Here is a 22,557-nt window from a genome sequence, read left to right on the forward strand (position 1 = left end):
CCATTGCACCCTTCAACCTGACAAACGCTTTTTGTTTGGCTTTTCGGAAAATAAAGTGGATCCCAGTATTCGGTAGTACTTAGAATTTCCCGTGCTTTTGTAAAATATGCATACTTCATATCACTATAAATATTAATTTTACTTACGCCTAGTTGAATCGATTCACCAGTTGAATTCCTTCCGTTACGTAAACTCCCACAATTGGTATAAAAAACCACATTAAATCTGTTCGTTTAAAGCTCCAGGCTGCTTTTCATATTCTAGCCCGCTTGTGAACTGGGTCACTACATGTGTAAGTTCGTGCCCAATCACATCTAGTGAGTTTGTAAAACCTAACAAAAATAGTTCACTGATTAATATATGATATTAATGATCACTGGCCATGACTCATGCCTCATAAATTAGATCTTCGTGAACTGATATTCTGCCTTTTGCTCATAATATTCCTTTAAAGGGACACTCTATAATCAAAATAAACTTCTATAGGTTGGAGGCTGTCAGAATGAAGGTTTTATCAATGATCCAGCCGTGGGCAAGCCTTTTTGTCCTTAGAGAGGCAACATATGAAACAAGGTCATGGAGAACGAATTATCGGGGGCCACTTGCCATTCACACAAGTAAAAAAATAGATAAAGACGTCTCTAACCATATAGCCATAAAGTCGTTGCTTGGTAAGCACGGATACACACCAGAGAATCTTCCAACTGGCCAGATCATTGCTGTATGCAAACTTGTAGATTGTTTGAAGGTAACTGAAAACAATGAGACATGGGCCATTCTGGAGGATGGTCGAATCGTATCAGGGAATGACTATTTTATGGGTAACTTTATAGTGGGAGGTTATGCTTGGGTAGTTGAGGATATGCAGATGCTGGATGAATTTATTCCAGCAAAGGGAAAGCTAGGATTATGGGAGCATGTTTTAATTTTATAGGAGCTGATACATTGCACACGATGCGCTGAATCAGCTCCTTCAGGAACCCACTTTTCACGCACAAAATCTTCTAGCTTCTTTATTTTTTCAGACATCTATATATTTTGATTCGTGAATTAATAGAAAATAATAAAGTTCGAAAAAGTATACCTTTACGAACTTTACTTTCAGATATAAAATCCATTACTCTTAACGTTCACTTATATTTAAAATCACTTTACAAACGTTCTTTAAAAACGACACACTTTTACGAACACTTTTGGTAAAATAAAAGAAAGAAACTCGTCAGAATAGTTTATGTTAAAAGCCTCTATATAAAAATTGAAATGTATTATTAAAAAAGTCTTTCTAAAATGCTTATATTTTAGAAAATATTCATTTATCGTCAGTAAGAGTAATGATATAAAATAGCTTTTTAAAAGTCAGTTTTTAAATTCACTTTAAATTTGTTAAAGTTTACGGTGAGCGCATTACGATGCCTTTAACATAAAAGTAAACAAGGTATGCTTAACCTTGTTTACTAGTGACTCTAGTATTACGTTGTTCAATTCCCTTTCTTTTCCCCTCAGGTAACAATTCATAAATTTCATCAATTTCTTTTAATTGTGTAATCATTCTATCTACAACAAAGTTCAATAGTCTAAATAAAGCAAATGCAACATTAGCGTTATCCTTTATATCTATAGTACCTGGATGCACAGCTTCGTTTCCTATTACTCGTAGGTTATCTAACGCCTTTTCCACCTCTTTTGGTAATCCTTTTCTTACCAATTGTCCTATCATGCTATCAATACTCCCTTTTTTATTGCTATTACAATGTTAATTTTTTAGTTGTTGTTAGTGCTTTAGATAATGCGTATTCATTATGAATACGCATTAAATGTAATTTGGGTAATAAAAGATTATTCCCATCCCTTAGAATGTTCCCTTATCAATTCATTCATTTTTAAAATAGCTGGTGAGAGCCATTTATCTTTGTGATAAGCAAGGAAAGTAGAAATGGCAGGATGATCTGGCGGTACTTCTTCACCCGACAATTTGTTTGTCATTAGCTCTTCTTTTACTGAGAAATAAGGAACGAGCGAAATACCAAGACCACTTCTAACACACTGCTTTATAGCCTCAATACTTTGAAAATCCAGACTCTCTTTTACATCCATTTGCTTGTAATTTATATAGTGTTCAAAAACAGATTTATAACTGCAGGATCGCTCGGTATATAGTACTGTACTAGAGTCTTCAACGTCGTTAGGGCGTATTAGAACCATTTTTTCTCTTTTCAAATTCTCCGTAAAAAGTTCTGGAAGGGATAAATCATCTTTCTCGAGTATCAATGCAAGATCAATATCTCCGTTTTGTAAATATGATGTTACATCATAATTATCAATTGATTTTAAAGAGAGACTAACCTTCGGATATAATCTCTTATATTCAATTAGTATTGGGGGGATACGGTCTATTGTGAGTGATTCAGAAATACCTATAATGAGGTTTCCAATCGGCTCATCATTGGTGTTTAAAGCTTGTGAATATAAATCAATGATTTTGGCCGCATACGGTAAAAAGTGGTGACCATATTGAGTCAACACCACTTTTTTACCTAATCGATCGAATAAGGGTTTTCCCAATTCTCTTTCTAATTCTTTAATATGGGTGGTAACAGACGATTGAGCATACCCGAGATGATCAGCTGCTCTTTTAAAGCCATCTTTCTCTACAATCGTTTTAAATGTGACCAGGTGTCTAAGCTCCATATTGCTTCTTCCTTCCTTAGTTCAATTTTATTGAACGTTACGTTCTGATATATCTATTTTACTGATTATATATTGTATATTATTATAAGGGCATAACAAGTTTGTTATCAATAGTAACAAATTAATTATGTTAAGGAAGGCGGTATTATACGTGACGGTAAAGATAAAGGTTTATTCTGATTACGTTTGTCCTTTTTGTTTTCTAGCTGAACAGCCATTGGAGGAAGCAATTAAAGGAAAGGATGTAGAAGTAGAGTGGATGCCTTATGAATTACGTCCTTTTCCGACTGAAACTTTAAAGCCTGAAGGGAGCTATCTACAGAGCACTTGGAGACAATCTGTTTACCCTATGGCAGAAAGAATGGGAGTTAATATAGTACTTCCAAAAGTTTCTCCTCAACCATATACTCATTTGGCATTTGAAGGCTATCAATATGCAAAGGAAAATGGGAAAGGAAACGAATATAACAAACGTATACTAAAAGCTTTTTTCCAAGAAGAACAAGATATCGGTGATATTAATATACTGACCAAGCTAGCTGGCGAAGTCAATTTAAATACAGATGAGTACCGATCAGCTCTGGAAACGAGAAAGTATCGGGAGACACATCAAAAGGCACTTCAACATGCATATAAAGAAGCAGATATCTCTGCAGTGCCCACTTTTATTATTGGTGATACCGAAATAGCTGGTATTCGTTCTAAAGAATCTTTTGAAGATATTATTGCAGAAGAAATTAATAAAAAGCAGCCTGATTTCCCAGAGGGTATGGCGTGCGGAATTAATAGGTGTTAATTCAATAATTTATCACCATATATAATTTTAAATAAAGAAGGAGTATATATTATGCCAAACAACAATTTACTTTTCGACACAGTGAAATTAGGTAGTATTACAATTGACAATCGCGTAGGTGTTGCCCCAATGACACGCACAAGCGCTACACCAGAAGGTGTAGCCACTGACGAAATGGTTAATTATTATGCGAAATTTGCTCGTGGAGGATTTAGTTTAATCATAACTGAAGGAACATATCCAGATGATGCTTATAGTCAAGGATATTTCGATCAACCTGGTATCATTAATGACGAACAAATTAAGGGTTGGAAAAAGGTTACAGATGCTGTTCATCAAGAAGGCGGAAAAATAATCCTTCAATTGATGCATGCAGGTGCTTTATCTCAAGGAAATCGATTTGTAAAGGACTCAATCGGGCCATCAGTTGTTGAACCAAAAGGAGAACAAATGAAGGTTTATGGTGGTAATGGTAAATTCCCAGTACCTAAAGAAGCAACAAAAGAAGATATTAAAGTAGTAATTAAAGGATTTGCTGAGGCTGCAAAGAATGCTAAAAAGGCTGGTTTTGATGGAGTTGAAATCCACGGTGCAAATGGGTATATCCTAGACCAGTTCTTAACAGATTATGCAAATAAGCGAACTGATGAATATGGTGGCACTACTGAAAATCGTGTTCGTTTATTAGTAGAGGTTTCAGAAGCAGTGCGTGAAGCAGTTGGAAAAGACTATCCAGTTGGTATTAGAATTTCTCAAGGTAAAATAAATGACTATTATCATAAGTGGGCCGATAAAGAGAAAGACGCTGAAATTATTTTTGGTCAGTTAGGACAAGCAGGACTAGACTTTATCCATGTAACAGAATTTGAAGCATGGCAACCTGCATTCTCTGAAGGCGAAGAAACTGGAGCTACTCTTGCAGCATTAGCTAAAAAGTACAGCAAATTACCTGTTATCGCAAACGGAAGCCTTCATGACCCAGAAAAAGCGAAAGAAATTATCGAAAAAGGTGAAGCAGATGTCATCACTTTAGGTCGTGGAGCACTTGCTAACCATGACTGGGCAAACAAAGTGAAAAATGGAGAACAACCAGACGAATTTGTACCAGAAAAGACATTAAGTCCTGACGCTAAAATCAAAGGATTTGAAGTGTAGATATTCTCCGTGCATTAGTAATAGTGCCTTATTTGAATAAGAAAAAACCAAATTTTATAATTAACATAGTAACGCATAATGAATAGGGTGATGAATTAGATAAAATTCATCACTCTATTTATTGCTGGAGTCTTTGGCTACAAAAAAGTTTGTGAATAGAAGAGTCCTTACATATTATACATGTCTAATATGTAAGGACCCTTATTTTAACTATATTATTTGAATTTCAGTCTCGATAATAAGATAAGTGGTCGATGCGACAATTGCAATTCAGCTTACTTCAAAAGTTCCGTAAAAGGTGGCGTTTTCTTACGTGAATGTAGAGAATGCGGAATGAAGAAGAGTATATAAAATAAAAATGTGTAGTTTCAATATATAGTATCTGGGTCCTTAAGAACTCAAAAGGGCCTATATCTGTTTTTATTAAGTTTTACTAATAGGTTTTTGAGTTTAAGTGAGGAGGTTAAGAGCATTCAGGTATTATGGTTTAGGCTCAATGTAAGAAGGAAACTCAGAAGGATGATGTGTGTCTATTATAAGTAATATATAAATAAACATAATCAATATAATACTTATCGCAATTAATGCAATGAAACGGAAAACCTTCTTAATTTTTTTATGTCTTCGGAATTGATAAAGATCAATAACATTATTCATATAAATCCTCCCCGTCTTATTTTTTAGAAACACAGAATAAAAAAAGGAAGATAAAACCTCCTCACTTATAACTCATAAGGTAGTTTTATCTCCCACTATACCATTATTTCACCTTTATTATACTTATAATTTAAAATTATCTGTTATTTACAACGTTAGCAACATGATACACAACATTGAGAATTAGATTGTGTTACATTGGGATTTCTAGATGCAGTACTTTTTTTAAAAAAAAGTTTCTTCAGTTGATAAATTAGTATCATGTCTCTGTTGATGGGATGCATGATCAATTACACGTTGTTCTTCTAGGATTACGAATTCTAATTCATACATCATAATCAATCACTCCTTTTTAAGCCTCGTTCTTTCGCTCTTTATTAGCCTTACTTGAACAACACTCAACATCTCCTATATGAAATGAAATCAAATCTTACATCACTATCTGCCCATCCCTACTGCCGTAAGAATTCTTCTTTATTTTTTGAGTGGATATGCAATGTTACCAAAGTGCTTACGTATCTACTACAAGCTTGTTAATTTTCATGAGAATATTTTCTTCGTTTTTTAAATTTATTTGACCTTTGGTTGAAGCCAAAAAATGTTTCTAAGCCAAAATTCCCACTCGTAATTTTAATATTTTTAGTCATAATTGCCATGAGACTTAGCATACATAAGTGTTGTGTTGTATTAAAATAATTGAGTTGGTCATATAGGAGGTAGGATTATGGAAGAAAACAAGAATACGGAGAAAAGTAATAAGTTAAAAAGTCCTAGGTCTACACAATGGGCAGAGGATATACCAGCAAAATTTCATTCGCAAACTATAGGTGAAAGAGGTCCAATACTAGAGCAGGACAGTATTTTGCATGAAACAATGGAAACGTTTGTTCATGAGAAGATTATAGAAAGACCGGTACATGTGAAAGGGTTTGGCGCTTTTGGATACTTTGAGACACAGCATTCTATGTCCGAATACACAACACTTTGTTTTTTACAGCAACCTGGCCAACAAGTTCCCACCACAGTAAGGTTTTCTCTTGCTGTAAGTAATAAGGGTACTCCAGATACCTCTCGTAATGTGCGTGGATTTGCTACTAAATTTTATACACAAGCAGGTGTTTTTGATCTTGTTTTTAACCATATTCCCGTGTTTTCTGTGAGAGATCCTATTCGTTTTCCAGAGTCCATTAAGGCATTTTTACCCTCATCAGTAAATAATTTAATAGACCCTGAACGATTTTGGAGCTTTGTAGCTAGAGCCCCTGAATCAACTCATTTCCTTGTTCGACTTTACTCGGATGCCGGCACAGTGAAAAGTCTGCGTCATATTTCTGGTCATAGTGTAAATACCTATGTATGGAGGAATGCACGAGGAACTCGTCATTATGTCAAATATCGTTGGATTCCATTTGCTGGTGAACAGTATATTGACCGTCATGAGGCACATCAGTTAGCCTGCGAAAACCCTGATATTGCTGGTAAGGATCTATATGATACCATAGCAATGGGAAAGACGGTGGAGTATGGGCTCTATGTACAGCTTATGAAGCCAGAAGATGAAGCTATTCTTTCTTTCGATCCTTTAGACGATACCAAGGTATGGGATGAACAGCAATACCCCTTGTTACCGGTTGGACGATTAGTATTGGATCGTAATCCAACTAATTTTATGGAACAAGTAGAGAAAATAGCATTTTCACCGTCGAATCTTCTGGAGGGAGTTGAATTATCCGACGATAAAATGCTTCAAGGGCGTGCAAATATTTATTCGGATTCACAACGTCGGCGCTTGGGGCCAGATTTTCGTAAAATTCGAATCAACCATCAAGAAAATTGGTCACCTGACTCCCTCATGACTAGTGGAAATGGTAGATGGGTAGAGGGACGACTTATACGATCGGACTTGCCTGAAACCGATGATTTTACGCAGGCTGGTGAATACTATTGTTCTCTTTCTCCTGTGCAGAAAGAACATTTAGTGGACAACCTCTCCACTGATCTTGCTGGCATATCAAAGGATACACAAAATATTGTATTAAGCTATCTATGCAGTGCATCAGAGGAACTTGGGAAGAAGGTTACTCAACAAATTGAAATGCAAACAAGAAGATAGTTTTAAATTTTATTGTCTTTATTTCCTTCAAATTAGCAAAACCAGCCCAATAATTATATAGCAAAAAAGAAGGGTTTCAATCCTTCTTTTTTTGCTTTGATTGCTTATTTTAGAAACTGAGATATACAATTTGTTGTGGTGCTATTGATTTCAAAAGGACAACCTTCAGTATATAAGAAATGAGCACATCCTGCATAACCACCTACTCCTTACCTACTGCAGTAAGGTTTATCTGTCATTTTTCGAGTGGACAGGCAATCTTACTCTAGTAGCTACATAGTATCTAAAGAATTCCGATTCCCTTACCTAATTGGTATCTATTTCGGTAGCATAACACATTCACATTGCGTAATTGAAGCTATTCTAAAAGGGTGGATTTTTAAAAGGATTTTAGGTTTTTAAGTCCAAATAATAGGTTAATATTTACTTATAAAGCAATTGAAGGGTGTAGAAATGGAGGGGAGTAAATTGCCTAACAAAGAATATCTATACTACCTTATAAAGTTAGGTAAGTTATATTATGTAAATGAATCATGTAGAAACGTAAAAAGGAAAGAAATCTCTAGTTACGAATTTACAAATGATGAATTGGTCTCATTTCCCTTTGACACACAATCCATTGCAAAACAGACCGCGGATGAATGTGGTGGCTATATTGTAGTTAGAAACGCTACGTTTGAAGATTATATTAGAGAAGGAGATCGTTGGAGTAAATATATAGATTATAAAGAGAAACATGTATGGAAACTCTATAATGTTAAGTAAATAGTGAAATACTTTCGCTATAATAGTTTTTACATTTATATAACTTGTAGAAAAAGTAGATTGTTGGCCATACTTTTAATAACTTCACCCATTGTAAAAGGGGGAAATAAAAAAGTTATGATCTGTCATAATGTATTGATGTAATTGCTGCAGAGTAGTATCCAAAGTACAAGATAAAGAATCAGCAGCATATGCACAAACTGAAACCATACCTTCCTCCTTAACAAAATTATCGGCAGTTGATTCAAATTCTTCTAGTAAAAGAACATCTGGTTTCTCTGAAGCCCATTCTACGTGAGCCCATGTTTTTATCATTGTATTTTCATTTTCAACATAGACAAATCTTCTTGAAAATGAGTAAGAATAGTTTTGGTGTAAAAATCACCATTTGCCAAGTAAAAATCAAAATTATTAATTAAACGAATAGATTCTTTTTGTTTATGATTAAACTTTTTATCAATATTAGCTTTTATTAGAGGAAGTGCCCTCATATTCTCAATTATCAATATACGTTGTTTACTCTCTAATCCATTCTTAATAAAACTCATTAAATTATTTATGTAAAATTGTTTATCTTCAAAACGGTAAAAGACATGACCTATATCAAATTTTTTAGAATTAGATATAGGATTAACTGTTTTCATAGTTCACCTCAGAGTGATTTTAGCAAAAAAAATTAAAAACCTATAGAATAATAAGATATTCTTATTTGTGTTAATTTTACATATTCCGATGTTGAACGTCCTTTAATATATTGAGTAAACTATTCAAGTTGCCGTAGAGCATCAGCTTAACGTCTATTTTTATGATGTGTATAACATACAAGATTTCTATTTATTGGATTAATCATATCATAGCAGACGAATTCGACTTTGATTTTTTACCCTTTGTAACAAATTTGTATAATAAGTACTAAAGATGATAATAGAGAATTTTATACTAAGAAATTAACGAAAAAATAAGTATTTTGACACGTGGTGGTATAATTAATATAAAAACTAAATAATAGCCTCAACAGGCTTTTCGGAGGAAAAGATGGAAGATGAAATAGGATTTTTAGGGGATAAAATCTTAGAATATAGATTTAAAATCGCTAATGAGGTACATGAGAGTAGAATTAGTGGTATTACAGAAGAAGAAAAGAAGAAATTGGCTCCTTTTGAAGTTGAACTTATTAATATTCGTGCTCACTTTATAAGTCTATTTGGTGAAGTTCTTAGGGATCATCTAGATGAAGAAACAGCACTCCAAAAATTTACACAATGGGGAAAAGAAACAGGAGAAATGTTTTTCAATTTGAAGGTTTCATTGGATGAAGCGTTAAAAGATACAAAGTATTATCGAACTTTCTTATGGGAGACACTAAAGGAAGTAATAAAGAAAGATAAGATGTCAATAGATACTGTATTTGAAGTAGGCGGAATTATTGATCCTCTTCTCGATCATGCAGCTTATTCCTTTAGTTTAAGTTATGTGCATTTCTATCAATTAACTCTTGAACGTGCGCAAAGTACATTTCTTGAATTATCGGTTCCTGTGGTACCTTTAGCCAAAGAAATCGCTGTGTTACCTCTTATTGGAAATATAGATATGGAAAGAGCCAATTATCTAATGGAAGAAACGTTGAAATCAGCAAACAGACTGCAGCTTCAACGTTTAATAGTAGATTTGTCGGGTGTTTATATTATAGATACCATGGTAGCAGATCAAATTTTTAAAGTGATAGACTCTTTAAGATTTCTCGGTGTAGAAACAATTTTGACAGGAATTCGTCCGGAAGTTGCACAGACCATTGTAAGTATAGGTATTGATTTTAGTAGCTTGACTATAAAATCAAGTTTACAAAAGGCGATAGAAGATCTACTTATTCGTGCCAAAAACAATAAATAGAGAAAGCAAGAGATAAAATGACTAACTAAACGTATTCATGAATAAGAAGATGAGGAAGTGACAATTATTGAAAGGGATTATAGGCGTTGCTAGATACTTAAATGATAACGCAGAAATGTTAGCAAATGAAATTGTTCAAAAAATTTCTCAAAGCCCTAACTTTGAGGCTCTAAAGGAGGAACTTGAACAAGCAATTATCGTCTATACTGAATTTATTAGGTTTTTAGGAAAAAGTCTCCATAGCAGTGAAAACAACGTACCTGAAGGACTTGTTGAATGGAGTAAGACCAATGGTAAGCGTACAGCATCTCAAGGGGAGAGAGTCTCTATTATTATTACACGCTATCCTCCTACGCGCCTAGTCTTCATCGATTACCTTACTAAAATAAGTATAGAGCATGGACTTTCTTCAGAAGAATTTGTATTTATTAATAAGCGATTTAACTATTTGCTCGATATAAGTATTAATGAAACGATTGTAGTATTTGAACAAGTGAAAGATAAAATTATTCAAAAGGCGCAACAAGAAGTATTGAAATTATCTGTTCCTGTGGTCCCCATTCAAGATAAAACCGCTGTTCTCCCACTAATTGGCTCTATTGATTCAGAAAGAGCTGAATATATCTTAGAGAATGTTATCTTGAAAATTATTGAAATGAAGGTAGAGTATCTAATTGTTGATTTTTCAGGTATTTTAAATATAGACAGTATAGCTGAACGTTACCTCTTTGATATTTACAGTGTTCTTCGCTTACAAGGTATTGAGGTAGTGATGACAAGTATACGACCTGAACTTGCCCAAACAGTTGTTAGAAATGGCATTGATTTCTCCTCTATTAAAACTTATGCAACTGTTAAACAAGCAATAGCAACTCAAGAAAGCTAGGAGATTAAAGTTCCTAGCTTTCTTGAGTTAAGTTGATTTAAGATATATATCATATAAGAGATTAGTTACCATAAAACGAATTATACGACCCATAGAAACAAATAAATTTATGATATATGGATTATTTTTATTTAGGAAATTCATATGGTGAATAGGACTAGCACTTAGTAACTATTTAAAGAAATCTGTGTGAAATTTTCTACTTAACTGAGAGAAAAGCCTCCAAATAAGAAAAAAATCCCACGATTAATTCGTCTCATTTAGGGGTAAAGTCAACTAAATCTTTTAACAAGGAGACGATTCTTAATGGAAATACTATGGATGCTAATTGTTGGAGGGATTATCGGTTGGCTTGCTAGTTTAATTACAGGCCGAGATGTCCCTGGAGGAATTATCGGTAATATTATTGCTGGTTTTATTGGTGCCTGGTTAGGTGGACTTATCTTAGGTAATTGGGGACCAGTCGTAGGTGGATTTGCAATTATCCCAGCTATTATTGGATCGATTATTTTAGTGTTAATTGTAAGCTTTATTATGCGCAAAATGGGTCAAAACAATAATCATGGTCATCATGCATGAGAAAGAGATAAAATGTAAATTGGAGTGACTAGTAATACTACTCTAATATTATCTGACTTTATTGAAGAGAAGCAATTCAAATTAAATTCTTACCTTATTTATTTGCTCAGTATAATTGATATACATGTTAAAAATGAGACGAGAGTTTGATAAAAAAACAATTGCTTTGCAATAAAAGAACGGAAAAAATACAAAAATTGAATCAGAATTTCTTATAAGCGACCTTATAATTCTAATTGAAATTAATGAGGTCGCTTATTATTGGTGTAAATCTTTAAAAACTATGAGTCGGTATATTTCCCTACAATCAATGTTAATGATTAATAAATCCATGATAATATTTGTTTATGTACATTATTTATCGTGATAAATAGTGAAAAATGACGTTCCCTTTTTATAGTTTGTTATAATGAAAGTATGTATGATACGGGGAGGGTAGAGAATTTGAGTATGATACTTATTAAAAACAGCGAAGAAGTAATAAGAGAAGCAAAACATCAACTTCATACAACCATGGATGATTATCAAACCAAAATTATCTCTATTTTTGATAAACACCATATTCTAATGAATCAACGAATTAGATTAATGATTCTGCTGTCGGATATAAAGGAGCAGGCTGTATTAATTGGAAAACATGCTGCAGTCAAAGGGAGACTAGAGTATGAAGGGCAGGATCAATTAATTACAGAAGTTATAGATGAAGTTCCTTTCCAGTATAGTAAAGAAACAGTAACCGATTTGGAAGATAACATACAAATCAGTAAAAAGGGGATTGAAGATATAGCAAAAGAGTGTGGGTTAGATACTGAAAAAATAGTTAACCTAAAAGCTCTTTTACTTAATTTAAAGGTATCTAGTTACATAAATGGACACTATGAAATGTATGTAAAAGATAACACTTTATCTGGCAAAAGATCTTAGAACGTTAGGATAATACGAATAAAGTGTTAAATATACGTAAAACTAATTAAGACGTCATGAGGCATCAGTACTTAAACATAAAATATGTGTAACAGAAAAACTAATGTACGGAAGCAGTGGTTTTTCTGTTTTTAAGCTTTATATGATATACATGTTTAGTTAAGTCGGGTAAGTTAGGGGCATCACGCCCCTGCCTCCCCTAAGAACCGTGCGAGTCCCTTTCAACACGCATCGGCTCAAGCCTCCCATTGCAGGTCCATTTGATGTCGTATCTTCTTTAGGCACCATAATGGATTTTATCAGAAATCACATGCAAAAAATCCCTTTTATTAAGGCTTTTTTGTTGTTTTCTCACTTTTATCAAAGATACTATTTTGAAGCTAGATTTTCTCTATCTACAGCTTCGGGTGGGATTTCCATCCATTCATTCTCTATCAGAATATTTGATGCGTCCTTAACAAAATTTGCTATATTCATTAATGACTTTCCATATAGTAACGCTAAATCATGTCTTCCATTTACAGCTAGTGAATTCCCAAATGCTCGTATTTTCATGGAAAACATATCGACCTTATGAAACAGCATTAATTTATCAGAAAAAGGTGCAAAAGTTGAAGTGGTGACTAAATGATCAATAAATCCTGGAGCTGGTAAGCTCTCATAGTGAAGTTTTTCCATGTAACGTTCAACTGCTTTATTTGTAATGTCTTTCCCTTTTATAAATATGTCTCTAACCTTTTCCCTTTTGGCAACTTGACTAAAGGCCATGATTAAGGCTTTGCTTGTTACGTTATTTTCAATATTATCGTATAAATGAGCTATTTCTAATGCGTGTAGGGGACGAACGTCTCCAACAAAACCACTCAAATAATCAGTGTCGGCAATTCTTACTTGTTCTGGAGCTGGAATAATAGGTGGTTCAATAATAAGGCTTTTATCCATTAAAATTGTTTTAATTTCTTCCACTAATTCCATTGTCGAGTTCATACAATAAGTTAAGAAATTGCGTACATCTTCTCTATACATCAAAGGTATAGCAATGCTATAAATGCTAAGTCCTGCTTTTGCTGCATATTTTAAGTAATGTACATAGAACTCGTCTGCAAATAATCTTGGAGCACTTAGATTAACGTCATCCTCCGTAAAACCATGTGGAAGAGGTATGTTTTCTTTGATAAAGATTTCCTTTACACTCCTTTGAAATTCTTCAGTTAATCTTTTCGCATGTTCTACTAGTTTTTTTATGTCTTGATCTTCAACATGTTGTAGAAAATAATTTAAAATACAATTAGACATGCTGTTACCCATATAGGTTGCCCAAAGTTTTCCCATTTCTGGTGCTGTCAATTTTCCATTGAAATTTGACTTTTTTGAGCCTATTTTAGTTGGTTTAATTGTTCTCATGTATAATCTCCTAAGCTTATTTTTTCTTAGAGTTGCCTTTTATATCATTTTTATTCTTTGTAGTCTTTAAACATTATATTGCTACTTTATCCAAGCCTATTAAGTAAATTATAACCTTTGTTATTTGTATAAGAACAAGGTTCACTCCTCAAGGCTTCATTAGCTTTTTCTATCTTTTTTCATAAAGTTTATTTCTTTAAATAAACTACTTAAGACGGATTGAATCATCACTTTACGACTACCTTTCAATAAACAAAAAAAACCACTGAATAGGCCCAGCGTTTTTTCTGTCCTTAAGCTGTATATCTTATACATGTTTAGTTAACATAATCACTCTTTTTGGAATAACTTTATAAGATTGAACACCAACAGGACAGTTATACCTCTTAGAAAAAAATGAAATTATTGCACTAGAACCCTTTTTTCTGTTGTTGAATGTTTTTTCCTTAGAGTAACAATTCATTGAAATGACTTTTATAAATAGTAATGGCCTTACCAGTTATATAAGCTAAATCATCTTGATAATAAATGAATAACTCTCCACCCTTTTCAGAGGATTGGAAAGCATATAACTGTTTTTCACTTAATCTTTGACTCGAATAAGGAGCTAGACCACAATGGGCTGAACCCGTTACAAAATGTTCTTCTATTCCAATTCTAGGAGCAAAATAACGAGGAATAAAATCATACTTAGTTGCAGGACTGGTTACGACTAAATCCGTAATAGGCAGAGTAGCAAGGAGGTTTAAATTAGGAACAAGTCCTTTCAATAATTCTTCATTTGCTACTTCTATAAGGTATCGATCACTATTTTTGGCAACCTTTAAGAGAGGTGCATTTAACAATTATTGGATAGTAGATGTAATAGGTACATCAGTAGAGAAAGCTAATTGAACCCTTTTTCCACTAAGGTGAGCAAATTCATCTTCACCGGATTCTTATTTTTTACCGAAAGTAGAAGGTGAAATTTTGATGAATCGAAATCCAGATAGCGGTGCTTCTCCCTTTAGATTGGCGTCTGATGGTATAGCGATTTCTCCCGATGGAAAGATTTTATTTTTTTATCCACTTACCAGTTTTCATCTGTTCTCAATCTTAACAGAATCCCTAAGAGACAGAACGATACCGGACATGGATTATATCATGTGGAGTATTGGGGAGAAAAAGGTGCGTCTAATGGGATGATCACAGGTGCAAAAGGAACCGTTTATGCTGGAGACTATGAAAACAACAGTATCCGTAAGATGTTGCCGAATGGCATAATGGAAACAATGGCATATGATCCGAGAATTTTGTGGCGGGATACTTTTTCAATTGGTCCGGATCAATATTTGTATGTCATTTTGACTCAATTACATCTGCAGGCTAGATTTCATTCTAGAAAAGATTTAGGACAGAAACCTTATAGTTTACTTCATATGAAAATTGATTAATTTCCTTATACTACTATTTGGTATAAAGAATAATTGGTTCATTTTTTAATCTTTGAACGGGTAAACATGAAGCCAATAGTTCGTAATTGGCTTCATTTATCTCTAATTCTAAAAGAAAAGACATCAAATTTGTAATCGTAAAAGAAAATGGCCAGTGCAATCGTATATTTCCATTATTTAAATATAAATGGTTTATTAGGAACAGTTTAGGTTGGTAATGTTAAACTGCTCCTATTTTATTTTTATAGAGTGGGTAAGTTCAATGCTGTATCGATATTATTTAAATCTAAAGTGATTTGTTCGTTTGTATCCCAAGCATGGTACCATCCTTTTTCTACCATGTATGCAGAAATTTGTTCATGCATATCAAGAGCTTCCACTAAATGGCGAGTGAGCATTTCTTTAATTTCAGGTGTTCCTGCCTCTGTAACTGCCATGGCGTAATTTCTAACTCCACTTTTAGCTGCAATCAATAAATCCATTGCAACCACTTGATCCGATAGTGCATTCATGCCAGTTAAATTTTCAATAATTGGATTCATGTTCATTCATCTCCTATTTTACTGCTTAGCGTTGGAAAGGATAGAAGCATATTCTTGTAATTGTCTCGCAGATACATCAATATCTTGTTGCATAATATCTTTTAATTGCTGATCTGTAACTAACCCTCTCATCGTTTTTGACTTAGTCAAACAATTGGTCTTAAATGCAGCCATTTCATGGACCTCAAGAACTTCATGTAAGGCGTAATTCATTTTTTCTACCTCCTTCCTCAAGGTTTTAACAAGACTTTTATACAATTATCCATTTTGGTGTCAAAAATCTCATAGCCACGCTTTGCTTCACTAAGTGGAAGTACATGACTCACGACATCTCCTGGATCAATTTTTCCGGTCGAAACTAATTCAAACATATATGGCATATAGTGAATCACAGGTGCTTGTCCAGAGCGAATATTGACGTTTCGGTTCATAATATCTCCCATTGGGAATCCATTATATTTGCCACCGTAAACGCCTGTAACTTGGATTGTCCCGCCTTTACGTACTGCTTGTGAAGCCATGATAAACGCACCAAATGCTCCGCCCTGCAGTTTCATTCCACTCGCAAGGAACTCCATATCAGTCATTTTAGCGTCCATACCAACTGCATCAATGACAACATCAGCGCCGCCCTTCGTCATTTCTTTCAAATGCATTCCTGCATTTTCAAAATGTTCGAAATTTACAATTTCAACTTTGTTGGTACGTTTGGCGTGTTGCAAACGATAATCTACATAATCTACGGCAATGACACGCTTTGCTCCTTTTAGCCAACAGAATTTTTGAGCAAAAAGACCAACCGGACCACAGCCAAGAACAATAACTGTGTCTCCACCCTTTACGCCTGCATTGTCAACACTCCAATAACCAGTAGTCATTGCATCGGCAATAACTGCTAACTTTTCATCTGGTTCTTCACAAGTCTCTGGAATTTTGAAATGAGTAAAGTTGGCAAATGGTACTCTTAAATATTCAGCTTGCCCACCTGGATAGCCACCCGTCGTACCAGAATATCCGAAATAGGCACCCATATCACCATTATCATTGGAATTATCACATTGGCTTTCTAAATGGTTTTTACAGTAAAGACATTCACCGCATGCTATATTAAAAGGAATAATGACACGATCTCCCTTTTTTACCTTCGTCACATCTGGACCAACTTCTTCGACGATTCCCATTGGTTCATGGCCAATCACATAGTTTTCTTGCAGGTTAGGAATCATGCCATGAATTAAATGTAAATCAGATCCGCATATAGCTGTACTGGTTACTTTAATAATCATGTCATCTCGTTTTTGAATCTTTGGATCTGGAACTTCTTTGACTACAACATTTTTAATGCCTTGATACGTTACTGCCTTCATGATATATAGCCTCCAGTGTTAGTGTTCATCAGGTGTTCGGTCAAACAGACCTTTTCTATTGGTCTCAACAGGAAATAGATTCATTTTGCCAATCATCAATGTATTGTTGGCAGAGAGTTGGTCTAATTGATATTGTTCACTTAATTCGTATGGATGGAACCATTTTTTACTGATCATTAGTTCTGTAATTTCTTGGTGCATGGCAATTCCTTGCATTAACTGTTTTCGTAAGAGAGTTCTAACATCAGGTGATGCGGACTCCGTTAATGCGACCGCAATATTGCGAACACCTTCTTTGGCACGAAGAAGAAAGTCCATCGCAAATGTGGTATCTGCTAACTCTGGTACGTGTAGCGAGTTTATAGGATCTAAATAGTCATGATTCAATGAATTTACCTCCTTTTTAATTTATTATTGGTGTTGGCCGGTTTTGAGGAACAGGGGCTTCAAAAGGTGCACGTTGATAAACTGCCTGTAATTCTCCCAGCGCTTGTATCGATTGTTCAACATCTTTTTGCATCAATGCTCTCAAATCATCATCAAATACAAGTCCTTGCATTAGTTTTGATTTCGCTAAGCAAAGGGTTTTAAAATTAATAACTTCATGTAGATCCAATGACTCATGATCGGCTAATTTCTGAATATCCATTTCTGATTACCCTCCTTTTTACGTAAATACAATGTTATTGTTCCGGATATAGGAGAAAACATTCTATAATTTTTGTATAGGTGAATTATATTGATTTGTTTAATATTCTAATAATTAATAAAATTAATTCATTTATGATAGCAGAGGCTAAACGCTTCGATAGTTTTTTTCTTGTTAGCTAACTGATAGGTTAGCTGAACAAGAACCCTTTTAATTACATCAAATTTTTTTGATTTAAATATGGCATGGCAGAAAGTTGGGCTAAAAAGTGCTGGGCTTGAATTTCATGCTTTAAATCCTAATGCCATAAAAGTAATGAAAGAGGTAGGAATCGATATCTCAAACCAAGTATCTTATGTAATCAATCCTGAAATTCTTGATAATACTACTTTAGTTGTGACACTATGCGGATACGCAGTAGAGCATTGCTCTGTAACTCCTCTACATGTGAAACAAGTTCACTGGAGTTTTGATGACCCGTTAAAAGCAGAAAGAACAGATGAAGAAAAATGGGCATTCATAATTCGAAGCTTTTATGTAAAGTTCCATAGACGGATTAACGACATAAATATCTTTCCTTTTAGGAATGTCAAAAAGACGACTCCCTGTTTTGATCTCTTCCTTCTTTAATAAAGGCGTGGCAGCCTCATGGATAAGTATTGTTAGACTAATCAATATAGTCAAGCTTATAATAAGAAAAGTATAATTTTTAAAGCGATTACAATAATCATTAGAAATGAATAATTGGTTTCAAATTAATCTTTAAGCACTGTAAAGAACGTAAAGTAAGGGATTCATCATATAGAATCCCTATTATATTTTTTTAACTAACTAGGGGCGAAACAAATGAAGGATTCCAGATATATTTCACAACCAGGCTTTACTGATACCGGGATGATTTTTAAGTTTGTACAAAAAAGTAACGAGTTTATTCATACTTTTGCCGAGGGAGAATTACTGTATAGATTGGGGTTTAATCGAGAAGATATCGTCGGAAAGACGCTTCATGATTTTTATTGGGATGATATTGACACTGCCGATTTACTAAACGGTCATTACAAAAAAGCATGGGAAGGACAGTACATTGAATATGAAGGTGAATTTAGAGGTATCTATTATGTAATTTATTTAAGACCTTTATTTTATAAGGAGAAAGTAGCTGAAGTAGTCGGCACTTGTGTGAACATTACTCACAAAAAGATTATGAAAGAGGACATTCTTCAAAAAGAACAAGAACGAAAATTAATGAATTCCTATGCATTCCAGCGTAGTTTGATTGATCGGTTAGATAGTGGGATTGCAGTAACAGATTGCAATAAAAAAATAAGGCTCTTAAATAGGAAATTTTATGAGCTTTTCCAGTTGAAGGGGGAAGTTGATTGCCATATTGGGATGCAGGCTTCGGATTTACATTATCTTTTTGATAAGGAAATTAATAAAAATAAGTTCGAAAATACAGAAAAACGAACGAGAACTACGAAAGAAATTAAAATAGATACAGGTAGGACACTACGCTACAATTGTTTTCCTTTAAATGAGGAAAATGATTTTGTAGGCTACTTGTGGGAGTTTGAGGATATCACAGAACAAAAAAAAATGGAAAGAGTTATTATTCAGGCAAAAGAAGAAGCTGAAAAAGTGAACATGGCCAAATCAAGTTTTTTGTCTAAGATGAGTCATGAACTGCGTACGCCGCTGAATGGAATTCTGGGTTTTGCTCAATTATTGGAGATGGATGAATCTTTAAATGAACAACAGCGTGATTTTGTACAGGAGATTTTAAGTGGAGGAAGCCATTTATTAAGTTTAATTAATGATATTTTAGACGTGTCAAGAATAGAAACAGGAAATTTAAAGATTTCTGTAGAGGAAGTTCATCTTCTAACTGTCATCAAGGAATGCATCAATATTGTACAACCATTGGCTAAGAAGAAGAATATCAGTATTTATAGCCAACTGGATCAATGGGAAGATATGATCGTTCTTGCTGATCCTATACGTCTTAAACAAATATTGCTGAACCTACTTGATAATGCTATTAAATACAATCAAGAAAATGGAAAAGTCATCGTTTTCTGTCGTTTACAAGAGAATAAGCAGTACATTCATATCGTAGATACAGGTGTGGGTTTTTCTGTAGAGGAATATACTAAAGTGTTTGTTCCATTTTATCGAATTGAAAGTACAAAAGAAGAAGGTACAGGGATTGGGTTATCTTTAGTTAAACAGCTGGTGCATCTAATGGGAGGGGAGATTAATGTAACAAGCAATAAAGGAACAGGAAGTGAGTTTTGCTTTAGTCTTCCTCTTCCAAATGATTTAAAGACTGTCATACAATGGGGTGAACAAACTAAATTTCCTCCAACAAATAATAGGAAGGAAGATAACTATCGTTTGCTATATATTGAAGATAACGAATCCAACTTGCACTTAGTAAGTAACATCATTAAATCGCAGCCTTCCTATACGCTTTTATCAGCTTGTACAGGAAAAGAAGGAATAGAAATTGTAGCAAACGAAAAAATAGATTTGGTTCTTCTTGATATTAACCTCCCAGATATTAACGGATATGAAGTATTTGAAATTTTAAAAGCAGGCAAAGAAACGAAAGATATTGCTGTCATCGCTGTAAGTGCCAATGCAATGCCAAAGGATATTCAATATACATTGGATAAAGGATTTAATAACTATTTAACAAAGCCCATTCATGTACAAGAGTTTTTGACAATCCTAAGTGAAACGCTAAACAATACAATTAATCAAAATATTCCAGATCATAAAATTTTAAGTACAGGACCACATGGCGAGGAAGCTGTCTCAGCAAAAACACTTCGGTTATCTTTGAAAGAGCTAAAAAAAATTAAGAAAAAGAAATATAGGGCTGCTATTGCCATGCATTATACTGGAAGTGATTGGTCAAGGTCTCAATTGGAAGGAATGCAAACTACTTTTGAGAAAATGGGCATTGAGGTAGTAGCCGTGACAAATGCAGAATTTAAATGGAAAAAGCAAGTAGCCGACATTGAAAGCATTTTAGCCAAAAACCCGGATATCCTGGTGAGCATTCCAGTTGATCCAGAATTGACTGCAAGCGTATATCAAAAAGCGGCCCAAGCTGGTGTGAAGCTGGTGTTTATGGACAATACACCGAATGGTTTGCAGCATGGGAAGGATTATGTAAGTATTGTTTCAGCTGACAATTATGGAAATGGCATTGAATCGGCCAATATCATGGCTGAAAAATTAGATAGAAAAGGTAAGGTTGGGATTATCTATCATGATGCTGATTTTTTTGCAACCAAACAAAGAACGGAAGCATTTGAAAAAACTATAAAGGAAAAGTACCCTGACATTCAAATTGTGGATCGCAGGGGCATTACTGATTCGAATGATGGAGAAAAAGTGGCATCCGCTATGATTGCTGAACATCAGGATTTAAATGGTATTTTTGTTGTATGGGATGTACCGGCTGAAGGAGCTTTGAGGGCAACTCGTACTGCAAAAAAAAGCAATTTAGTCATTACGACAATGGATTTGGGTATGAATGTCGCCTTGGAAATTGCACAGGATGGACCTATTAAAGGACTAGGTGCCCAGCTACCATACCAGCAAGGAGTCGCCGAAGCGATTCTAGCAGGGTACGGCCTACTTGGAAAACAAGCGCCACCTTATGTAGCCGTTCCGTCTCTAAAAGTAATGAAAGAAAATGTAATTGATGCTTGGCAGCTCGTTTATCATGAAGACGCTCCAGATATTATTCAAAGTGTTGCGAAATCAAGAAGCGCTAGGGAAAAGGGGGAACAACAAGATGAAAGTATTGATCGCAGACGATGATGTTACCTCAAGAAAATTGTTAAGGTACTTTATTGGGAGTTTATCTAAATATAAAATTGTCGGAGAGGCCGCCAACGGTGAAGAATTGATACACTATGTTACGAAAGAAAAACCGGATCTTGCTTTAGTAGATATCGGAATGCCCTTATTGAATGGGATGGAAGCGGTTAAAGCATGTAAAGAACTTTTCCCGACTTTACAAGTTATTTTTATTACGGGCCATGATGATTATGCACTTGAGGCATTTAACGTAAAGGCAGTGGACTATATTTTAAAGCCAATTGATAGAAATCGTTTATATGGTGCTTTAGAGAGAGCCTCCCAAGTGTCTATTTCACTAGTTGATAAAGAACATTCATTTAAAAAGGATTTAATGATTAAACAGCAGAAAAATATAGTTTTTATTCCATTAGAAGAAATTATCTTTATTGAAAGACTTGATCGGAAATCTGTCATTCATACTAAAAATGGTAAATTCGAGACAAATGAAGCTTTAACCAGCTTGGAAGGTGCCGTTGATTCTAGGTTTATGATATCTCATAGATCTTATATTATAAATGTGGAACTTTTAACAAGAATCGAAGCAACGGGTCAAATGTATAAAGCCTATTTTAAAGATTATAAGGAAACTGCAAGGATTTCCAAGCATAAAGTAGACAATCTGCAAAGGTACAAATTATTATAAAACATGGAGCTCAGCAATAAGTGCTGAGTTTTTTTAATTTGTTGTTTTTTTGTTTATATGGATAAAAACGACGCTTAAAAGGAAATTTAAAGAGTTTGAATCTCAGAAAATGTTGTCTGAATCCAATTAGACAATATTTTTGTATGCGATTACAATTCTGTTATAGAGAAGAACAAGAAAAGAGAGTCGT

At 34.3% G+C, this 22,557-nt stretch carries 21 protein-coding genes and 4 pseudogenes; 14 read left to right on the forward strand and 11 right to left on the reverse strand.

The window, feature by feature from the left end; translation table 11 throughout:
- Positions 1-222 precede the first annotated feature (222 nt).
- Positions 223-330 (reverse strand): annotated as a pseudogene (locus tag MKY06_RS08875) (M4 family metallopeptidase); the annotation flags it as partial.
- Between the two features lie 172 nt (positions 331-502).
- On the opposite strand from MKY06_RS08875, the gene MKY06_RS08880 reads away from it, so the two are divergent.
- The gene (locus MKY06_RS08880) at positions 503-934 is read left to right on the forward strand and encodes an ASCH domain-containing protein (protein ID WP_013056457.1); all 432 of its coding nucleotides are present in this window, start codon (positions 503-505) and stop codon (positions 932-934) included.
- 507 nt (positions 935-1,441) lie between these two features.
- Here MKY06_RS08880 and MKY06_RS08885 read toward each other — a convergent pair.
- Together MKY06_RS08885 and MKY06_RS08890 are read right to left on the reverse strand one after the other, a co-directional pair.
- Positions 1,442-1,726 (reverse strand): DUF4145 domain-containing protein, encoded by a 285-nt coding sequence (locus MKY06_RS08885; protein ID WP_041816527.1) that lies wholly within the window; start codon positions 1,724-1,726, stop codon positions 1,442-1,444.
- Positions 1,727-1,836: 110 nt separating this feature from the next.
- Complete coding sequence (locus MKY06_RS08890) at positions 1,837-2,688, reverse strand: LysR family transcriptional regulator (protein WP_029324459.1); 852 nt, start codon at positions 2,686-2,688, stop codon at positions 1,837-1,839.
- Positions 2,689-2,839: 151 nt separating this feature from the next.
- Between MKY06_RS08890 and MKY06_RS08895 the strand changes: the two genes are divergently transcribed.
- From MKY06_RS08895 to MKY06_RS08915, 5 genes and pseudogenes are all read left to right on the forward strand, one after another.
- Positions 2,840-3,484, forward strand: coding sequence for a DsbA family oxidoreductase (locus MKY06_RS08895; protein ID WP_098322487.1), 645 nt, complete (start codon positions 2,840-2,842; stop codon positions 3,482-3,484).
- A gap of 51 nt (positions 3,485-3,535) precedes the next feature.
- Positions 3,536-4,639: an NADH:flavin oxidoreductase gene (locus MKY06_RS08900; protein WP_041816529.1), complete on the forward strand. Its 1,104-nt coding sequence runs from the start codon at positions 3,536-3,538 to the stop codon at positions 4,637-4,639.
- 246 nt (positions 4,640-4,885) lie between these two features.
- Positions 4,886-4,990, forward strand: a pseudogene (locus MKY06_RS08905) (hypothetical protein); the annotation flags it as partial.
- 1,030 nt (positions 4,991-6,020) lie between these two features.
- A complete protein-coding gene (locus tag MKY06_RS08910) occupies positions 6,021-7,409 on the forward strand; it encodes a catalase (RefSeq protein ID WP_098278185.1) in 1,389 nt (462 codons plus the stop codon).
- Between the two features lie 468 nt (positions 7,410-7,877).
- On the forward strand, positions 7,878-8,174 hold the full coding sequence (locus MKY06_RS08915) for a hypothetical protein (RefSeq protein WP_029324467.1): 297 nt from the start codon (positions 7,878-7,880) through the stop codon (positions 8,172-8,174).
- A 311-nt stretch (positions 8,175-8,485) separates the two neighbouring features.
- Here the strand turns inward: MKY06_RS08915 and MKY06_RS08920 are convergent, their stop codons facing one another.
- A complete protein-coding gene (locus MKY06_RS08920) occupies positions 8,486-8,818 on the reverse strand; it encodes an MEDS domain-containing protein (protein ID WP_223272346.1) in 333 nt (110 codons plus the stop codon).
- A gap of 391 nt (positions 8,819-9,209) precedes the next feature.
- Between MKY06_RS08920 and MKY06_RS08925 the strand changes: the two genes are divergently transcribed.
- From MKY06_RS08925 to MKY06_RS08940, 4 genes are all read left to right on the forward strand, one after another.
- Positions 9,210-10,064, forward strand: a complete 855-nt coding sequence (locus MKY06_RS08925; protein WP_029324468.1) for an STAS domain-containing protein — start codon at positions 9,210-9,212, stop codon at positions 10,062-10,064.
- 67 nt (positions 10,065-10,131) lie between these two features.
- Entirely contained in the window at positions 10,132-10,950 is an 819-nt protein-coding gene (locus tag MKY06_RS08930) for an STAS domain-containing protein (RefSeq protein ID WP_064471546.1), read from the forward strand.
- A 306-nt stretch (positions 10,951-11,256) separates the two neighbouring features.
- A complete protein-coding gene (locus MKY06_RS08935) occupies positions 11,257-11,529 on the forward strand; it encodes a GlsB/YeaQ/YmgE family stress response membrane protein (RefSeq protein WP_013056465.1) in 273 nt (90 codons plus the stop codon).
- Between the two features lie 450 nt (positions 11,530-11,979).
- Positions 11,980-12,453: a hypothetical protein gene (locus tag MKY06_RS08940; protein ID WP_049787047.1), complete on the forward strand. Its 474-nt coding sequence runs from the start codon at positions 11,980-11,982 to the stop codon at positions 12,451-12,453.
- Between the two features lie 369 nt (positions 12,454-12,822).
- Here the strand turns inward: MKY06_RS08940 and MKY06_RS08945 are convergent, their stop codons facing one another.
- Together MKY06_RS08945 and MKY06_RS08950 are read right to left on the reverse strand one after the other, a co-directional pair.
- Entirely contained in the window at positions 12,823-13,857 is a 1,035-nt protein-coding gene (locus tag MKY06_RS08945; RefSeq protein ID WP_098197797.1) for a DUF3231 family protein, read from the reverse strand.
- Between the two features lie 446 nt (positions 13,858-14,303).
- On the reverse strand, positions 14,304-14,702 hold the full coding sequence (locus MKY06_RS08950) for a PhzF family phenazine biosynthesis protein (RefSeq protein WP_098287192.1): 399 nt from the start codon (positions 14,700-14,702) through the stop codon (positions 14,304-14,306).
- Between the two features lie 70 nt (positions 14,703-14,772).
- On the opposite strand from MKY06_RS08950, the pseudogene MKY06_RS08955 reads away from it, so the two are divergent.
- A pseudogene (locus MKY06_RS08955) lies at positions 14,773-15,290 on the forward strand (L-dopachrome tautomerase-related protein); the annotation flags it as partial.
- Between the two features lie 242 nt (positions 15,291-15,532).
- Here MKY06_RS08955 and MKY06_RS08960 read toward each other — a convergent pair.
- The 5 genes from MKY06_RS08960 to MKY06_RS08980 are packed head-to-tail and all read right to left on the reverse strand — an operon-like array spanning position 15,533 to position 17,848.
- On the reverse strand, positions 15,533-15,832 hold the full coding sequence (locus MKY06_RS08960; protein ID WP_029324473.1) for a spore coat protein: 300 nt from the start codon (positions 15,830-15,832) through the stop codon (positions 15,533-15,535).
- Between the two features lie 18 nt (positions 15,833-15,850).
- Positions 15,851-16,045, reverse strand: coding sequence for a hypothetical protein (locus MKY06_RS08965; RefSeq protein WP_013056471.1), 195 nt, complete (start codon positions 16,043-16,045; stop codon positions 15,851-15,853).
- A 17-nt stretch (positions 16,046-16,062) separates the two neighbouring features.
- Positions 16,063-17,199, reverse strand: coding sequence for a zinc-dependent alcohol dehydrogenase (locus MKY06_RS08970; RefSeq protein ID WP_013056472.1), 1,137 nt, complete (start codon positions 17,197-17,199; stop codon positions 16,063-16,065).
- 18 nt (positions 17,200-17,217) lie between these two features.
- Positions 17,218-17,586, reverse strand: coding sequence for a spore coat protein (locus MKY06_RS08975; RefSeq protein WP_013084321.1), 369 nt, complete (start codon positions 17,584-17,586; stop codon positions 17,218-17,220).
- 16 nt (positions 17,587-17,602) lie between these two features.
- A complete protein-coding gene (locus MKY06_RS08980) occupies positions 17,603-17,848 on the reverse strand; it encodes a hypothetical protein (RefSeq protein ID WP_029324474.1) in 246 nt (81 codons plus the stop codon).
- A gap of 261 nt (positions 17,849-18,109) precedes the next feature.
- On the opposite strand from MKY06_RS08980, the pseudogene MKY06_RS08985 reads away from it, so the two are divergent.
- From MKY06_RS08985 to MKY06_RS09000, 3 genes and pseudogenes are all read left to right on the forward strand, one after another.
- Positions 18,110-18,376 (forward strand): annotated as a pseudogene (locus tag MKY06_RS08985) (arsenate reductase/protein-tyrosine-phosphatase family protein); the annotation flags it as partial.
- A gap of 318 nt (positions 18,377-18,694) precedes the next feature.
- Complete coding sequence (locus MKY06_RS08995; protein ID WP_098278180.1) at positions 18,695-21,682, forward strand: substrate-binding domain-containing protein; 2,988 nt, start codon at positions 18,695-18,697, stop codon at positions 21,680-21,682.
- Positions 21,657-22,367 carry a LytR/AlgR family response regulator transcription factor gene (locus MKY06_RS09000; protein ID WP_013056477.1) on the forward strand — a complete coding sequence of 237 codons (711 nt, stop codon included), beginning with the start codon at positions 21,657-21,659 and terminating at the stop codon, positions 22,365-22,367. The genes MKY06_RS08995 and MKY06_RS09000 overlap by 26 nt, the downstream gene beginning before the upstream one ends.
- Positions 22,368-22,557: the final 190 nt, after the last annotated feature.

The organism is Priestia sp. FSL P4-0332 (assembly GCF_038005845.1).
In the GTDB taxonomy this organism is placed as follows: Bacteria; Bacillota; Bacilli; order Bacillales; family Bacillaceae_H; genus Priestia.

Bases quoted from the DNA above. Each gene is read 5' to 3' on its own strand.
- MKY06_RS08965 (WP_013056471.1), bottom strand. From the start codon at position 16,045: ATGAATTACGCCTTACATGAAGTTCTTGAGGTCCATGAAATGGCTGCA.
- MKY06_RS08995 (WP_098278180.1), top strand. From the start codon at position 18,695: ATGAAGGATTCCAGATATATTTCACAACCAGGCTTTACTGATACCGGG.
- MKY06_RS08900 (WP_041816529.1), top strand. From the start codon at position 3,536: ATGCCAAACAACAATTTACTTTTCGACACAGTGAAATTAGGTAGTATT.
- MKY06_RS08970 (WP_013056472.1), bottom strand. From the start codon at position 17,199: ATGAAGGCAGTAACGTATCAAGGCATTAAAAATGTTGTAGTCAAAGAA.
- MKY06_RS08890 (WP_029324459.1), bottom strand. From the start codon at position 2,688: ATGGAGCTTAGACACCTGGTCACATTTAAAACGATTGTAGAGAAAGAT.
- MKY06_RS08925 (WP_029324468.1), top strand. From the start codon at position 9,210: ATGGAAGATGAAATAGGATTTTTAGGGGATAAAATCTTAGAATATAGA.
- MKY06_RS08935 (WP_013056465.1), top strand. From the start codon at position 11,257: ATGGAAATACTATGGATGCTAATTGTTGGAGGGATTATCGGTTGGCTT.
- MKY06_RS08920 (WP_223272346.1), bottom strand. From the start codon at position 8,818: ATGAAAACAGTTAATCCTATATCTAATTCTAAAAAATTTGATATAGGT.
- MKY06_RS08880 (WP_013056457.1), top strand. From the start codon at position 503: ATGAAGGTTTTATCAATGATCCAGCCGTGGGCAAGCCTTTTTGTCCTT.
- MKY06_RS08960 (WP_029324473.1), bottom strand. From the start codon at position 15,832: ATGAATCCAATTATTGAAAATTTAACTGGCATGAATGCACTATCGGAT.
- MKY06_RS09000 (WP_013056477.1), top strand. From the start codon at position 21,657: ATGAAAGTATTGATCGCAGACGATGATGTTACCTCAAGAAAATTGTTA.
- MKY06_RS08910 (WP_098278185.1), top strand. From the start codon at position 6,021: ATGGAAGAAAACAAGAATACGGAGAAAAGTAATAAGTTAAAAAGTCCT.
- MKY06_RS08945 (WP_098197797.1), bottom strand. From the start codon at position 13,857: ATGAGAACAATTAAACCAACTAAAATAGGCTCAAAAAAGTCAAATTTC.
- MKY06_RS08980 (WP_029324474.1), bottom strand. From the start codon at position 17,848: ATGGATATTCAGAAATTAGCCGATCATGAGTCATTGGATCTACATGAA.
- MKY06_RS08940 (WP_049787047.1), top strand. From the start codon at position 11,980: ATGATACTTATTAAAAACAGCGAAGAAGTAATAAGAGAAGCAAAACAT.